Source organism: Kiloniella sp. EL199 (assembly GCF_900313065.1).
GTDB lineage: Bacteria > Pseudomonadota > Alphaproteobacteria > Kiloniellales > Kiloniellaceae > Kiloniella.
Genome location: NZ_OMPU01000010.1, coordinates 227,222 through 243,155, shown reverse-complemented (window position 1 = coordinate 243,155; position 15,934 = coordinate 227,222). Strand labels below are relative to the sequence as shown.

Below are 15,934 nucleotides of genomic sequence, written 5' to 3'. Positions count from 1 at the left end.
AGCCTGCAATTATTGTCTTTTTTATATTCATGCCCCTGTTTGCCATTAAAAGCTGCCCCCAAAGCAATCATCCAATGCTTGCCGGGTACGCCATCAAACAAACGGCAACGGTATCAGGAGAATTCAGACACTCTGTCACCCCTTATTCTGACAGGTGACAAAACCTCCCTAAACCACAACCTACCCGACGATTCTTTTATCTTTGTTATACAAACAGGATACCCCGAGACGGTTAACAGGGAATAAAGATGTTAACCTTAAAAGAATTAGTATTCATCAGGAGGAGCTTATTTAAATCGATCATGAGAAGAGATCAATTAACCATCTTTTTAAAGAACAGCCACTATATAAACTTACGGGCCGCAATCAAAAACTCAATATTACCTTCCGGCCCCTTTATAGGGCTTTGTGTTAAGCCCAGAACAGCCCAATCGGTTTCCTCGTTCAACCAGGTTTCAATACGATCACAAACTTCCAGATGCAGTTCAGGCTCGCGCACAACTCCCCCCTTGCCAACACGCCCTTTACCAACTTCGAACTGAGGTTTTATTAACGCAATCATAAGTGCACCGGGTCCAGCCAAAGCCATTGCAGCTGGCAAAATAGTCTCTAACCCGATAAAGCTGGCGTCACAGACAATCATATCAAGAGCTTCCGCAATCTGCTCCGACGTCAGATGTCGAGCATTTGTGCGCTCCATCACAACAACGCGCTCGTCTTTACGAATCTTCCAGGCAAGCTGACCATGACCAACATCAACAGCATAGACTTTTTCTGCACCATTGGTCAGCAGAACGTCAGTAAAACCACCTGTCGATGCTCCAACGTCGATACAAATCTTGCCTGTTGGATCAATATCAAATTCCTTGAGTCCTTTTTCAAGCTTGAGACCGCCTCGACTAACCCAGGGATGATCCTCACCCTTTACAGTCAGTGGCGCGTCCTCTGCCAAAGGTTGGCCTGGCTTATCAACTCGCTTGGTTTCTGTATAGACTTGCCCGGCCATAATCCGGGCCTGCGCCTTGGTCTTGCTTTCAACCAGTCCCCGATCAACCAGTAACTGATCAGCCCTTCTTTTCCCGACTTTAGCCACGTTCCATGCTCTTGTAATTCATTAATCCCAGGCGTTCACGCCATGCAAAGCGTATTACAAACACCACTGCCACAAAAGCAAGCCCAGCTGCAAGACCTAACCAGATGCCCGTACCGCCACCACCAAGAATAAAACCACCATAATAAGAGATTGGTAAGCCAAATATCCAATAGCCCATAATAGCGAGTATCATTGGAACCTTCGTGTCACTCAGCCCTCTCAAGGCCCCGGCCGCTACGACCTGACACCCATCAACCAACTGAAAAAGTGCAGCAACCGCCAGATACGAAACGGCAAGTCCGAAAGAAATCTGATTTTCAGGCACATCAAGATCCAGATAAAACCCAATAAAGAATTTGGGTATCAACCAGAAAGCCAGACAGGTCGTAATCATGAAACCAGTTCCCATGATGATAGAAACCCACCCTGCTTTCTTTATACCTTCAGGATCATTTTTACCCAAAGCAAGCCCAACCCGGATTGTCGCTGCCTGACTGATCCCTAATGGCACCATAAACGCAACTGAAGCACACTGTAGGGCAATCGCATGCGCAGCAAGCTCATTTGTCCCAAGCCATCCCATTAAAATGGTAGCAGCAGCAAACAGACCCGTTTCTGCCGTTAGAGTACACCCAATTGGCAATCCGATACGAAAAATCTCTTTAAAGCGCGCCCAGTCAGATTTCCATAAGCGCACAAGCACAGCGTATCGCTTGTAACGCTTGTGGGTCATGATATAGCCAAGTATCAGCAAGAACATCACCAAGTTAACAAAGGTCGTGCTGATCCCTGCCCCGGCCAACTCCAGCCTTGGAAAGCCCCAGTTACCAAACATCAGGGCGTAGTTACAAATTGCATTTACGACAATGCCAACAATCGTAATGTTCAAAACCACCGTTGTTTTTCCGTGGGCAGACAACAAGCAACGTAAGACAAGAAACAAAAACGATGGAAAGAAGTTCCATACAGCAAAGCGAATATATCCCTGTGCCAAAGCTGCGTTCTCCTCGGTCTGACCAAGCAAGAGGAAAAACACTTCAGCGTTCCATATCAATGCAATAAGAACAGCAGCAACAACAACAGAGGCCCAAAACCCCTGACGCGTAGTTCGACGAACTGATTTAAAATCACGCGCACCAATCGCCTGCGCCATCATTGGCGCAACTGCCGTGATAAGACCGATACCAAAGAGAAGAAAAGGACTCATCAAACTGGTCGCGAGCGTCCCTGCCGCCAGAAACTTGGGACCCAACCATCCCATCATAATAACATCAGTCGTGAAGAGAGCCATTTGCGCCACCTGCGCGACCACAAGCGGCCAAGCAAGGTGAAAGCTTGCTTTGACTTCATCAGTCCACCCGATAGAAGGCGGCAATGGCTGGCCAGAAGCCTCAGAGGCTCTGCCTGCAAACAGTCCGGTTGACATTATACGGATCCCAAAAACTGAAATTTGCCAACGCACGCAGCCGATTATACGGTTGTTCGTCGTCCCTTTGGGTGAGGCAAACTTAATACGAAGAAGAATACCCTAGCGACTTGCAAACAAGTTGTATAGAGCTTTTGTAGAGTTACTCAAAGTCGCGATCTAAAGCCGCCGGCGTTACCGATACTATTTTATGCTATCGAAGAAGAGGATTTAGCCACTTCCTGTCCCAACGCGCTCATAGCCTTGGCAAAAATTCCATTCACATCCAAACCAGCCTGTTCCAGCTGTTTTGCAGGGCTGTCATGGTCAATAAAAGCATCTGGCATACAGACAGGGCGGAATTTCAGTCCATTATCGAATAATCCCTCATTTGCCAACAGATTGGATACAAGTGAGGAAAAACCACCAATAGATCCTTCTTCGACCGTCAGGAAGACTTCATGATTGGACGCCAGATTTTTCACCAACTCAGCATCCAGTGGTTTGACAAAACGCGCATCCGCGACTGTCGCACTAAACCCGTGAGCAGCAAGCTTGTCAGCCGCTTCCAGACAATCAGCAAGACGTGTCCCCAAAGCCAGTATAGCAACATGCTTTCCTTCGCGAATAACCCGACCTTTGCCAATTTCAATAACAGAACCTCGTTCTGGCAATGAGACTTTGCCCGTTGCTTCGCCACGGGGGAATCTAATGGCACTTGGCTTATCATCAATGGTGGCAGAAGTTGCCACCATATTCATCAGTTCAAGTTCATCTGAAGGCGCCATAATAATCATATCCGGAATACAACCAAGATAAGCAAGGTCGTAACTTCCCTGGTGCGTAACGCCATCAGCACCAACCATGCCTGCACGATCAATAATGAAACGAACAGGCAGACTTTGAATGGCCACATCATGAACCACCTGATCATAAGCACGCTGTAAAAAGGTTGAATAAATCGTTGCGTAAGGTTTGTAACCATCACAGGCCATCCCTGCGCAAAAAGTTACCCCGTGCTGCTCGGCAATCCCAACATCAAAGGTACGATCAGGAAATTCTTCCTGAAACACGTTTAATCCCGTACCTGACGGCATCGCTGCTGTCATAGCAACAATCTTGTCATCACGTTTGGCTTCGGCAATCAGCGCCTTGGCAAAAACATTCTGATACAATGGAGCTTTAGGGGGCATTTTTTCCTGCTTGCCACTCACCACATCAAATTTAGAAACGCCATGATATTTATCCGCAGCCTGTTCGGCAGGCTCATAACCTTTACCTTTTTGCGTAACAGCGTGGATAAGGACCGGGCCATCAAAGCCACAATCACGAACATTTTTCAAAACAGGTAAAAGGTGAGAAAAATCATGCCCGTCAACAGGGCCTATGTAGAAAAAACCAAGTTCTTCGAACAAGGTCCCACCAGTAAAAAATCCACGCGCATACTCTTCCGCACGTTTAGCTGCCGTTTCAAGGCGTGGCGGAAATTTGCTAATAATTTCTTTCGCAAGATGGCGCATGGATTGATAGGGTTTGGCAGAAATCAAACGCGACAGATATGCACTCAAAGCACCGACAGGTGGCGCAATCGACATATCATTATCATTTAAGATTACGACTAAACGTGAATTCATCGCACCTGCATTATTCATAGCTTCATAAGCCATGCCGGCGGTCATGGAACCGTCGCCAATGACCGATATAACATTGTTCGTTTTTCCTGCGAGATCACGAGCTACGGCATAGCCAAGTCCGGCAGAAATAGAAGTTGAACTATGCGCCGCGCCAAAAGGATCATATATTGATTCCTTGCGTGTCGTGAAACCGGATAGTCCACCACCCTGCCTGATCGTGCTCAACTGGTCGCGACGCTCTGTCAAAATTTTATGTGGATAGCACTGATGTCCAACATCCCAGATAAGTTTATCATCCGGGGTATTAAAAACATGATGGATGGCAACGGTGAGTTCGACAACACCCAATCCAGCCCCCAAGTGTCCGCCGGTACGAGAGACAGCGTTGACCATATCCAGACGCACTTCTTCTGCCAACTGTGGAAGTTGGCTTTCATCCAGCTTGCGTAAATCAGCCGGATTATGAATTGTGTCCAACAACGGGGTCTGACGATTGTGCCCGAATTGACTCACCCTTATCTCCATCACATCTTTTCTCAATAACCTTCAACAAAGGCTTGAGATAATTTCATATCCCTTGACAGCCAGCCCTAAAGTATAATTCTTTTTGGGTTAACAATTCCATAGGAACAAATCAGGACTTAATGTTTTAACTTCAAGACCTACGTTCAACAATAAATGTGGCTGTATCGCGAAGTAACTGCGCCTTTCCTGCGAAAATATCAAGTCTAGATTTTGCAGAATCAATTAATTCATTAGCTTTTCGACGGGCATTTTCCAGCCCAAGCTGACCGACAAATGTCGCTTTACCAGCATCACTATCAACGCCTGTGGGCTTCCCGGTTTCTTCGGGTGTGCCTTCATAATCAAGCAAGTCATCTACAATCTGAAAGGCCAGTCCAATATCTTCCGCATAAAGGCTAAGTGCCTGATATTCCTCTGATCTGGCATTCCCCAGTATCGCCCCGGCTTCACAGGCATAACGAATTAAAGCCCCTGTTTTAAGCGCTTGTAAGCGTGTAATACCTTCTAAATTCAAACTTGCCCGAGATGGAGACAGATCAATCATTTGTCCTCCAACCATCCCTTTGGCACCAGCTGCAACCGCCAATCCGGATACGAGTTTTAACCGAACTCCCATGTCTGGATGCGTCATCTGATCCGCCAAAACGGCGAAAGCTTCGGTTAAAAGCCCATCTCCCGCAAGGATTGCTGTCGCATCATCCCACTTTTTATGAACCGACACCCGACCACGCCGAAGATCACTATCGTCCATCGCGGGCAGATCATCGTGCACCAGACTATAGCAATGAACCATTTCGAGGGCAGCTGCGACCTGAAGGGCATTGGTTTGATCAACATCAAAAAGCTTGGCTGTTTCCATAACCAGAAAGGGACGCAATCGTTTACCACTGCCCAATGCGCTATAGCGCATGGCTTCAACAACTTCGCCCTCTGGCGTTTGAACTGTCGGTAAAAGCTCATCCAGCTTTTCTTCTACTGCCTGCGCGCAGTCGGCCAAAGCAAGGGAAATATCAGACATATAGATGTTTATCCGTTATAGCCCAAAATGTTTAACTCGGAACAAACGATGTCACGAAACATCAAAAGGTTCTGCACGTGGTTGCCCGTCAGGCCCCATAGCAATCTTTTCAATCTTTTCCTGAGCTTCGCGAAGTTTTGTTTCACAATGTGCTTTCAGCTTGGCACCACGATCATAAGCATCAATTGCTTCATCAAGCTTGCCCTCGCCCTGTTCAAGACGTTCAACAATTGTTTTCAATTCGGCAAGAGCAACCTCGAAACTCATGGTGTTGATATCGGCCATGCTGTCACCAGCCAAGCTACCACCGGATTGTGTATCATTCATAGGAGAAACCTCAAATTACATATTCTCCTGCACTCTACGTCTTCATCCCCCCGCAAACAAGAACCAAACAAGGACAAGTCATGACTTTATAAGCATATTTTACAGTGAAAAATGACCCTCGACTATTCTGTCGCATTCATCAATGCCTTTACATGTAACGCGACAGATCTCGCAAGAGCATCAGTGTTATACCCACCTTCCAGAACCGAGACCAACCGTCCATCACATAGATCTTGGGACAACTCAACTATACGTTTGCTTACCCACCCAAAATCTTCATCCTCCAAATTCAAGGATGCCAAGGGATCTTCACGGTGCGCATCAAAGCCAGCCGACACAATAATCAATTCCGGTCCAAAACCCTGAACTGCCGGAAAGATTTTGTCTTCCATAGCCTTACGAAATTCAAAAGACCCGGCACCACTGGGCAATGGACAATTCATAATATTTCCTGCGACACCGATTTCCCCTTCACTCCCTGTACCAGGAAAAAGAGGTGATTCGTGCGTCGAGGCATAAAACATGTCCGGGTCATTCCAAAAAACATCCTGCGTGCCATTACCGTGGTGAACGTCAAAATCAATCACTGCGATTTTTTTGAACCCATGTTTATTTCGTGCCTGATACGCGCCAATAGCCGGGTTACAAAAGAGACAAAACCCCATAGCTCGATCACGTTCTGCATGATGTCCGGGGGGACGGCTCAGGCAAAAAGCGTTATCGGCCTCACCTGTTATAACCGCATCAACTGCAGCGCAAATACCGCCCGCAGCCCGTAACGCTGCTTCACCTGAATCCTTGCAGATAACAGTATCACCGTCTACAGCGACATACCCTGTATCCGGGATCGCTTCAAAAACTCTGACAACATGTTCTTCTGTGTGTGCCCATAATAACTTTGCATTATCAACAACAGGTGCTTCGCAGCGATCCAGCATATCAAAGTCAGCATCCGACAAAACGTTCAAGACGTCTTCAATTCTACGAGATGATTCCGGGTGATGAATACCCGTATCATGTAAAAGACTGACAGGATGATAAAAAAACGCCGTCGTCATAAATGTCTCCTCATAGAAATGGCATGATTAAGAATAAGTGGGCATCACAGAAACTTAATGGGGATCAACTCGTTATTTTTATCTATATAACACTATTTGAGTCAGAACGACGGGAAAATCCATTCCATTCGTTTAAACAAGCAGAACGTAATCATCCGCTTAAGACACACAAAATGTAATTGAACGATTTAATACCATGACTAATCCTTTACAGATCCAGAGACAATCATCTACAGTACAAAAAGAGAACGGTAGCACATTTTAGTGCAATACTGCCTACTTTCCTATAACATCGCCAGTGGTGCTGAATACCTTCATAGCAACCACAGGATTAAATCGTTTTAAATATCGATCAGACACCTATGTCTGACTTCATGTCAGGAGGCCGGTTTGCGCCAGCTGTTTGTCACTTCTTATCTTCTGATAGCCGCTAGCTTGATGATTGTTCCCTTGGCTGCGTCAGCGCAACAGCCTTCACTGGTTGGTGTTGACAAAGTACGCATCGAGTCCATGAGCCAGACAGTTCCCGTTATTGGCCGTTTAGTTGCCAGACAAACAGGAAGTGTCTCGGCCAGAATAGCTGGCCCGGTCGATGACATTCTGGTTGAAGTCGGGGACAAGGTCAGTAAAGGACAAGTCATAGCACGTCTGAATGCAGCAACCCTGAAAGCCGAGCGAGATCTCGCAGCCAGCGAAGTTGCCGCAGCAAGAAGCAAACAAGGTACCTTTCAGGCAAGATTGAAGCTCGCCAGTCAAGAACTTCAGCGTATGGGAAAACTGAAAAAGTCAGCCGCATTCAACAAGTCGCGCTATGAAGATGCCGTCCAGAACAGCTCAATTGCCAAAGCCGAAGTTTCTCAGGCGCGTGCTGATATTAACACAGCCCAAGCCCGCCTCCGCCGGGCAGAGATAAACCTTGCCTACACAGAAATCAAAGCACCTTATGACGGTGTCATTATGGCAAAAGAAACAGAAACAGGTGCCTATGTAGCTACTGGTGATGCCGTAGTTACATTGCTTTCACGTGAAAGTCTCGAGATTGAAGTCGATGTACCAGCACGTCGTCTTGCCGGCATAAAAGCAGGCATGGAATTCACCCTAAGTCTGGCAGATGATACGCCACTGGTCGCAAAAATCAGAGCAATTTTACCACACGAAAATCCTCTGACGCGGACACGCCCCGTCAGATTAACCGCAAAACTACCCAATCAGGACACCCTGGCGAATAACCAGAGCATTACCCTTCTGGTTCCTGCTGGACCAAAAAGAGAAGTGGCAACAGTCCACAAGGATGCAATCATTCAAAGCCCCAATGGGCCAATGGTTTTCCTCAATACTGAAGGGCATGCGCAACCGCGCCCTGTTCAGTTAGGGCAACAGGTTGGTGAGCGTATCGAAGTCATATACGGCCTGCAGGCAGATGATGAAGTCGTAATCCGTGGCAACGAAAGACTGTTCCCCGGTGTTCCCCTTCAGATCAATGGAGCAACATCACCAGCTGAACCAGACAAAAAAGAGGACAATACTGCGAAAAAAGCCACTAAAGAAGATGCAGATAAAAGCGAGGGAGCCTCGTAATGAATCTGATCAAAATTTCCATTGAACGGCCAATCGCAATCATTTCAGCCGTGATCATGGTCGTCCTGTTCGGGGCCGTGGCCTTACAGCTCATCCCTATCCAGTTAACACCTGATGTGAACCGACCAGTTATCACTATAAGAACCAACTGGGGTGGCGCAGCCCCCGCTGAAGTCGAACGACAAATCATTACCGAGCAGGAAGAAAAGCTTAAGGGCTTGGAGAACCTTCATAGCATGACCAGTAACTCATCCTATGGGTCTGGTCAGATTACCCTGGAATTCAACGTCGGCACGGACATGGGCAAAGCCCTTCTACTCACCGCCAATCGACTGGACCGTGTCAGCGGTTACCCAGACGAAGCCGATGAACCAACCCTTGATACTGCAGGTGCCGAAGACAGCCCCATTGCCTGGTTCGTGCTCACTCGTGAAGATGGCAACACGGCCCCAATCCATACCTACGGGGATTTTGTCGAGGACATTGTCAAAGACAGAATTGAACGCGTTCAAGGGGTAAGCGGTGTCAATATCTATGGTGGTAGCGAACGCGAAATCGAAATCGTTATCCAACCCAGATTACTCGCCCGCTACGGCTTAACCGCCAGTTCCGTAGTCAACACTCTCAGAGCAGCGAGCTCATCTATTTCAGCAGGTGACGTCGAAGAAGGAAAAAGGCGTTACATCGTCAGAACTGAAGGTGATTTAAACACGCTTGAAGCAGTTAAAAAAGTTGTCTTACGGAGCACAAGAGATGACTTTACTGGTGGTGTAGCGCGCGTGACCGTGGGCGATATTGCGCGTGTAAACTTTAACTATAAAGACCCCGGTGCAAAAATTCGTGTGTTAGGCAATGCCGCGATCGCCTTTAATGCCACGCGAGAAACTGGTGCCAATGTCATCGAAACGATGGATGGTATCTACGAAGCAGTAGAAGAGCTTAATGCCCGGGCAATCCCCGAAGCGGGCCTGAAACTGGAACAGGTTTACGACGAGACTGTTTATATCAACTCTGCAATTGACCTTGTCCGACAAAATATATGGTTTGGTGGTATCCTCGCTGCGATTATTCTCTTGACCTTTTTAAGGTCTGTTCGTGCCACCGTTATTATTTCCATGGCTATCCCGGTCTCTGTGGTCGGATCCTTTGTTGCCATGGCCGCCCTCGGCAGATCGATCAATGTGATTTCACTGGCAGGATTGGCCTTTGCCGTCGGGATGGTGGTTGATGCCGCCATTGTTGTTCTGGAAAATATCTTCCGCCTGAAGGAAGAAGGAAAATCACCTGCTGTCGCCGCTTATGAAGGTGCGCAGCAAGTTTGGGGAGCCATTCTTGTTTCAGCCCTAACCACGGTTATGGTCTTTATTCCGATCATGATTATGGAACTCGAAGTCGGCCAGCTATTCCGGGATATTGCGGTCGCTATATCTGTATCAGTTACTCTGTCACTTGTTGTTTCCATCACGGTTATTCCTGCCCTATCCCGACGTTTTTTACGTGATCATGACGCCGATGGCAGCGACACGGTAAAACGTATCCCGTTACCCGGTATCGACCAATTTGGCTCTGGATTTGTTAAATTTGTCATGGGGTTTCAGGCCATTGTTGTTCAGCGAAAAATCGTTGCCATAGCTTTGGTCAGCGCCATTACCGCTGTTGCATCCCTCGGCACATGGAAATTCCTCCCTAAGCTTGAGTATTTGCCAGAAGGTAACCAAAATCTGGTCTTTGGAATTATTATTCCTCCCCCTGGTTATAATCTTGATACAATGACATCCATTGCTGTAGAAGTAGAAAACTCTATTCGTCACTTATGGGCAAGCGAAACAGGGCCAGATTCTGAACTAGATCAACCGCCAAAGATGGAACGGTTTTTCTTTGTCGCGACAAGATCCAACACCTTCCTTGGGGCTATTTCTGTTGATGGGCAACGTGTCGCGGAACTCATACCCGTCCTTCAAAAACCTGTTTTCAAAGAGCCCGGAACCTTTGGCTTTATCTACCAGCCTTCTCTTTTCGGGCGTGGTATCGGTGGCGGGCGTAAAATTGACCTCGACATCTCCGGATCTAATCTCAACGAGATTCTGGCGATCGCCGGGCAGGCAACAGGAAAGATGCTTGCGGGTTTCCCAGCCAGTGAAGGCAATCAGTTCCGTCCCAAACCGGGTCTTGAACTTGGCGCGCCGGAAGTTCGCGTTTTACCCGATAGAATACGTCTGGCAGATAACGGGCTGTCCGTTAACGATCTTGGCACATCCATTGACGTCTTTAATGATGGCCTGAGAGTGGAGGAAGTAACTGTTGGGAACAAGCGCCTTGATCTAACCCTTAAGGGCCCCAACAAAGGCGTTACTCAAACTCAGGGCATCTCAAGCCTGCCTGTTGTGACGTCTGATGGCACAATTGTTCCAGCGTCCAGCTTGGCTGACATTATTCTAACAGCAGGACCGACCGAAATTCGTCACCGTGAACGTTTACGGACAATTACACTGGAACTACGTCCCTCTGCAGGTGTGCCCCTTGAAGCTGCATTGGAAACCTTACAGGCAGAAGTCATCGGACCAATGGAAGAAGCCGGATTGCCAAACGATGTAAAGATGAGCCTGAGTGGGACAGCCGATAATCTGGCCCAAACCTGGGATGCCATGGTAGTTAACTTGTTGTTGGCTATCGTCATCGTCTATCTTGTCATGGCAGTTCTTTTTGAAAGCTTCTTCTATCCTCTGATTATCTTACTGGCGGTTCCTTTGGCCACAGCCGGTGGTGTCGCAGGATTGGTATTCCTCAACAGTTTTGTCTTCCAGCCTCTGGATATGTTGACGCTTCTCGGCTTTGTTATTCTCGTCGGGATCGTCGTGAACAATGCTATTCTGGTCGTCCATCAAACCCTTCATCACTTAAGGGTCGAGAACATGCCCGCACAACAGGCTATTCTTGAGGCCACCAGAAATCGTATTCGCCCGATCTTCATGTCAACACTGACCTCGGTTGTCGGCATGTTGCCTCTGGTTCTGGTCCCAGGCGCAGGCTCAGAACTTTATCGTGGCTTGGGATCTGTTGTGGTCGGTGGACTCTCGCTATCAGCGGTCTTAACCCTGCTGATCATTCCGCCAATGCTCTCCTTGATGGAGCGTACTCTTGAAAAAGATCGCCTGCATAATCAGGAGCTGAAATCCCGCCCGGGACTGGCAGAAGCAGCCGAATAAAACTTGGATTTACCATAATTAACTGAATATCTAGAAATCCATTACTCAAAGTAAAAAAAATCCAGCTGTACAAAGTTACAGCTGGATTTTTTTAAAGGATACTTTTATTTAGATAAGCTAAATATCATCCTATTAGAGATGATGATATTCACCCATCGCATCCAAAAGCCAGTCAACCAGATACTCAGCAAATGACGGACGAACAAACATTCTGTAAGTCGGTTTATCATCCAGCATTTGCAAAAGTACCGGTGCTTTCCCAACACGCGTTTGAACGGCCTGTCCCGGTGCAAAAGATTGAGCATCCATGTCCAGACGGCAGCTTTTCTTCATCACGTTACGTGCCTGAGCACCTGTCAAATCAAGTGCTGTACGGTTACCGGAAACATCGATAACAGCAACATGCAATTCACCCAGAGCATCACGAAGCTTTTTAACAAGATCATCTTGCCCATCAACCGGACCAACAACCTGCCATTCGTCCGGCCCAAGCCAGAAAACAGTAAAGTCATCCTTGATGACATATGTGTTTGGATCAGTTGGCACAGCAACACCAACCACCTTCTTCACCGCAGAAACGAACTTTTTATCTTCGGCATTACCACGGATATTTACTTGGGCCAAAAAAGGAACTTCTGACAAGTTGACGCCCTGTTCTCCACTCACAGAGCCATTGATCATGGCCTGTTCCTTGTGCGCAATAATACTGCTACGGAATGTATCAACCATCACGACGTTCTCCTTTTGGATCATAGAAGACCGGGCTGACAATTTTCACCTTTGTCACCTTGCCGCGATCATGCGCGTAAATCCATTGTCCCATACGGTTATGTCCATCCTTTACCAAGGCCATTGCGATAGAATGCCCCAAATTCGGGCTCCAGTAAGACGATGTTACGTGTCCCACCATTGGTGCTGGTGTCGGGTTCACACGCTCATAGGTAAGCTGCGCGCCCTCTTCCAGAACTTCCTTTGGATTTTCAGTGACAAGACCGACAAGCTGTTTGCGATCTTCACGTGCTGTATCTTCACGTGCAAAGGAACGACGACCAATAAAGTCACCTTTCTTCTTTGCAACAATCCAATCCATACCAAGATCTTGTGGCGTCTGTGTCCCATCAGTTTCCTGACCAATAATCACAAAACCTTTTTCCGCACGAAGAACGTGCATGGTTTCGGTGCCGTACGGCGTAATGTCGTTCTTTTCACCCAGTTCCATACATTTCTTCCACAGATGAAGGCCATGCCAGTTTCTGACATTGATTTCGTAAGAAAGATCACCGGTAAAGGAAATACGGAAGACACGTGCAGGAACCCCCGCAACTTCACCTTCACGCCATGTCATAAACGGGAAAGCTTCGTTAGAGAAATCCATCTCTGGCGCAAGCTCTTCCAATAGCTGACGGGCTTTTGGACCACCAATAGAAAGCGTCGACCATTCTTCTGTAACAGAAGTACAGTAAACTTCCAGATCAGGCCATTCTGTCTGCAGGTATTCTTCAAGCCAATCAAGAACACCAGCAGCACCACCAGTCGTCGTTGTCATGTGGAAATGATTCTCCCCAAGACGTGACGTCACACCATCATCAAAGACCATACCATCTTCTTTAAGCATGAAACCATAACGACAAGATCCGACAGGCAGCTTTAGCCATGCATTTGTATAAACCAGGTTAAGGAACTTGGCTGCATCTTTACCCTGAATATCAATCTTACCCAGTGTGGACGCATCAAGAATACCGACACCTTCACGAAGAGCTGCAGTTTCACGCGCAACAGCCGCATCCATGTCTTCCCCGGTTTTCGGGTAGTACCAGGCACGTTGCCATTGACCGACGGGCTCAAAAGCAGTGCCGTTTTCCAGATGCCAGCTATACATGGAAGTACGGCGAACAGGATCAGCAAGATCACCATTAATTCCACGTCCAGCCAAAGCACCAAAATTAACAGGTGTATACGGTGGACGGAAAGTCGTTGTACCAACCTTTGGAATATCTTTTTCCAACTGGGAAGACAGGATCGCCAAACCATTTACATTGGAAAGTTTCCCCTGATCGGTCGCCATACCTGTCGTGGTATAACGCTTCATGTGTTCGACAGAGTGCATACCTTCACGCGCCGCCAGCATAATATCTGCGGCAGTAACATCATGTTGATAATCAACATAATGTTTACGCTTACCCTGACCTACAGGGTGATCCGTTGGAACAACCCAGTAGGCTTTAATCGCTTTTTCTTCAACAACAAGCGCTTTCGGTGAAGCTTTCGCCTTGCCTTTGCCAAAACCTGTATCCGTGGCCGCAGCAGCACCCGCAGCAGCACCTTCATCAAGGGCAGACTGAAGATCAAAAGCACCTTTACAAGCCCCAACAGTTCGCTCGTTCTGCGCAGAGATATTCGGTACAAAACAAACTTTCTCTTCATCATAACGGAGCTTACCGATTGACTGAGAGAAAAGATGGACAGCCGGGTTCCATCCACCAGATGTCAGGATGGTGTCGCAATCAATTTTTCGTCTGCTACCAGTGATCTTGCTGCCATCCGAAGAAACTTTCGCCACCTCGACACCCTTAACACGTTTACTGCCAAGGGTAGCGACAATGCCTGAACCTGTCAGAATTTCGATGCCTTTTTGACGCGCTGCGTTGGGCAGATCACCATCAACGACTTCACGCAAGTCAATAACGGTTGGAATATCCATTCCCGCATCAATCAGATCAATCGCCGCTGAATAAGCACTGTCATTATTTGTGAAAATAACACCGCGACGGCCAGGTAGTGCACCATAACGGTTCGCATAGGCCTGACCAGCATTGGCCAACATAATGCCCGGACGATCATTGTCGGCAAAAACCAGTGGACGTTCGTGTGATCCGGTCGCAAGAACAACCTGTTTCGCACGGAAATGCCAGATGCGATGTTTACTCAGGCCCGGCTTCGCACCCGGACCAAAATGGTCTGTTCTGCGTTCATGAACAGTGATGTAGTTATGATCATAATAGCCAAAGGCATTCGCGCGCTTTAACAGACGCACATTATCCATAGCTTCCAATTCAGATACGGCAGAATCAACCCATTCCTGAGCTGGTTTACCGTCAATGATCTGCTTTGTGTTCAGCAAAGAACCACCAAACTCAGGCTGTTCATCACAAAGGACAACGCGAGCACCAGTACGTCCAGCTTCAAGCGCGGCACTCAAACCAGCAGGACCAGCCCCGACAACCATGACTTCACAAAACTCGTTCATGTGATCATAGGTATCAGGATCTTTTTCGCGTGGCAGAACACCCAGACCGGCCATGCGACGAATAATCGGCTCGTACACCGTCATCCACATGGACTTCGGATCCATAAAGGTTTTGTAATAGAAACCTGCAACAAAGATGCGGGATGCAACAGAGTTAACCGCGGCAAGATCAAAGTTCACAGATGGCCAGCAGTTAACTGATTTTGCTGTCAGGCCTTCGTAGAGTTCGATCTGTGTTGCACGGACGTTTGGCTCGCTGCGTGGTCCGGTTTCCAACTGGATAATCGCATTCGGTTCTTCAGAACCAGCGGTCAGAATACCACGCGGGCGGTGCGTCTTGAAACTACGGCCAACCAGATGGACCCCATTGGCAACCAATGCAGATGCCAGGGTATCCCCTTTGACACCTGTGTAATTTTTACCATTAAAAGTAAAGTTAATGACGTTGGAACGGTCAACCCGTGTTCCCTGTGTCGTACGGAACTTCTCGGTCATCACGCGCCCTCTTTCTTTTTAGCAGAGGTCTTTTTAGCCGGAGCATGTTTCGAAGCAGAAGCTTCGGGAAGATCCGGTTTTTCACCTACTTTGTAAACAGAGACGATTTCATTGGTTACGGTATTACGTGCAACATTGAACCAACGACGGCATCCGTCAGAATGCACCCAACGTTCGCGGTGAACACCCTTGGTATTCGTCCGCATGAAAACGTATTCGGCCCATTCTGCATCCGTTAATTCATCCGGGTTTTCCGGGCGTACAATGTGTGCCTCGCCACCGTAGTGATATTCTGTTTCGTCGCGTTCACCACACCAGGGACATTTGATATAAAGCATCCAATTTACT

General features: G+C 47.7%; 11 protein-coding genes. 2 read left to right on the top strand and 9 right to left on the bottom strand.

Annotated features, from left to right (window positions below; translation table 11 throughout):
- Positions 1-343 precede the first annotated feature (343 nt).
- From D9A03_RS09610 to D9A03_RS09585, 6 genes are all read right to left on the bottom strand, one after another.
- The gene (locus D9A03_RS09610; protein ID WP_120496978.1) at positions 344-1,093 is read right to left on the bottom strand and encodes a TlyA family RNA methyltransferase; all 750 of its coding nucleotides are present in this window, start codon (positions 1,091-1,093) and stop codon (positions 344-346) included.
- Positions 1,086-2,519 (bottom strand): MATE family efflux transporter, encoded by a 1,434-nt coding sequence (locus D9A03_RS09605; RefSeq protein WP_120496977.1) that lies wholly within the window; start codon positions 2,517-2,519, stop codon positions 1,086-1,088. The genes D9A03_RS09610 and D9A03_RS09605 overlap by 8 nt, the downstream gene beginning before the upstream one ends.
- A 188-nt stretch (positions 2,520-2,707) precedes the next feature.
- Positions 2,708-4,657 carry a 1-deoxy-D-xylulose-5-phosphate synthase gene (gene dxs / locus D9A03_RS09600; protein ID WP_120496976.1) on the bottom strand — a complete coding sequence of 650 codons (1,950 nt, stop codon included), beginning with the start codon at positions 4,655-4,657 and terminating at the stop codon, positions 2,708-2,710.
- Positions 4,658-4,787: 130 nt separating this feature from the next.
- Positions 4,788-5,675 carry a polyprenyl synthetase family protein gene (locus D9A03_RS09595; protein ID WP_120496975.1) on the bottom strand — a complete coding sequence of 296 codons (888 nt, stop codon included), beginning with the start codon at positions 5,673-5,675 and terminating at the stop codon, positions 4,788-4,790.
- 51 nt (positions 5,676-5,726) lie between these two features.
- A complete protein-coding gene (locus D9A03_RS09590; protein WP_254055014.1) occupies positions 5,727-6,002 on the bottom strand; it encodes an exodeoxyribonuclease VII small subunit in 276 nt (91 codons plus the stop codon).
- Between the two features lie 122 nt (positions 6,003-6,124).
- Positions 6,125-7,060: a histone deacetylase family protein gene (locus D9A03_RS09585; RefSeq protein ID WP_120496974.1), complete on the bottom strand. Its 936-nt coding sequence runs from the start codon at positions 7,058-7,060 to the stop codon at positions 6,125-6,127.
- Between the two features lie 390 nt (positions 7,061-7,450).
- Between D9A03_RS09585 and D9A03_RS09580 the strand changes: the two genes are divergently transcribed.
- Positions 7,451-8,638, top strand: coding sequence for an efflux RND transporter periplasmic adaptor subunit (locus tag D9A03_RS09580; RefSeq protein ID WP_120496973.1), 1,188 nt, complete (start codon positions 7,451-7,453; stop codon positions 8,636-8,638).
- Positions 8,638-11,844, top strand: coding sequence for an efflux RND transporter permease subunit (locus tag D9A03_RS09575; RefSeq protein WP_120496972.1), 3,207 nt, complete (start codon positions 8,638-8,640; stop codon positions 11,842-11,844). Before D9A03_RS09580 ends, D9A03_RS09575 begins: the two co-directional genes overlap by 1 nt.
- Positions 11,845-11,976: 132 nt before the next feature.
- Here D9A03_RS09575 and D9A03_RS09570 read toward each other — a convergent pair whose 3' ends face one another.
- From D9A03_RS09570 to D9A03_RS09560, 3 genes are read right to left on the bottom strand one after another with little or no spacing between them, the layout of a single operon-like run.
- Complete coding sequence (locus D9A03_RS09570) at positions 11,977-12,573, bottom strand: sarcosine oxidase subunit gamma (protein WP_162938067.1); 597 nt, start codon at positions 12,571-12,573, stop codon at positions 11,977-11,979.
- Positions 12,566-15,586, bottom strand: coding sequence for a sarcosine oxidase subunit alpha (locus D9A03_RS09565; RefSeq protein WP_120496970.1), 3,021 nt, complete (start codon positions 15,584-15,586; stop codon positions 12,566-12,568). The genes D9A03_RS09570 and D9A03_RS09565 overlap by 8 nt, the downstream gene beginning before the upstream one ends.
- Entirely contained in the window at positions 15,586-15,924 is a 339-nt protein-coding gene (locus tag D9A03_RS09560; RefSeq protein WP_120496969.1) for a sarcosine oxidase subunit delta, read from the bottom strand. Before D9A03_RS09560 ends, D9A03_RS09565 begins: the two co-directional genes overlap by 1 nt.
- Positions 15,925-15,934: the final 10 nt, after the last annotated feature.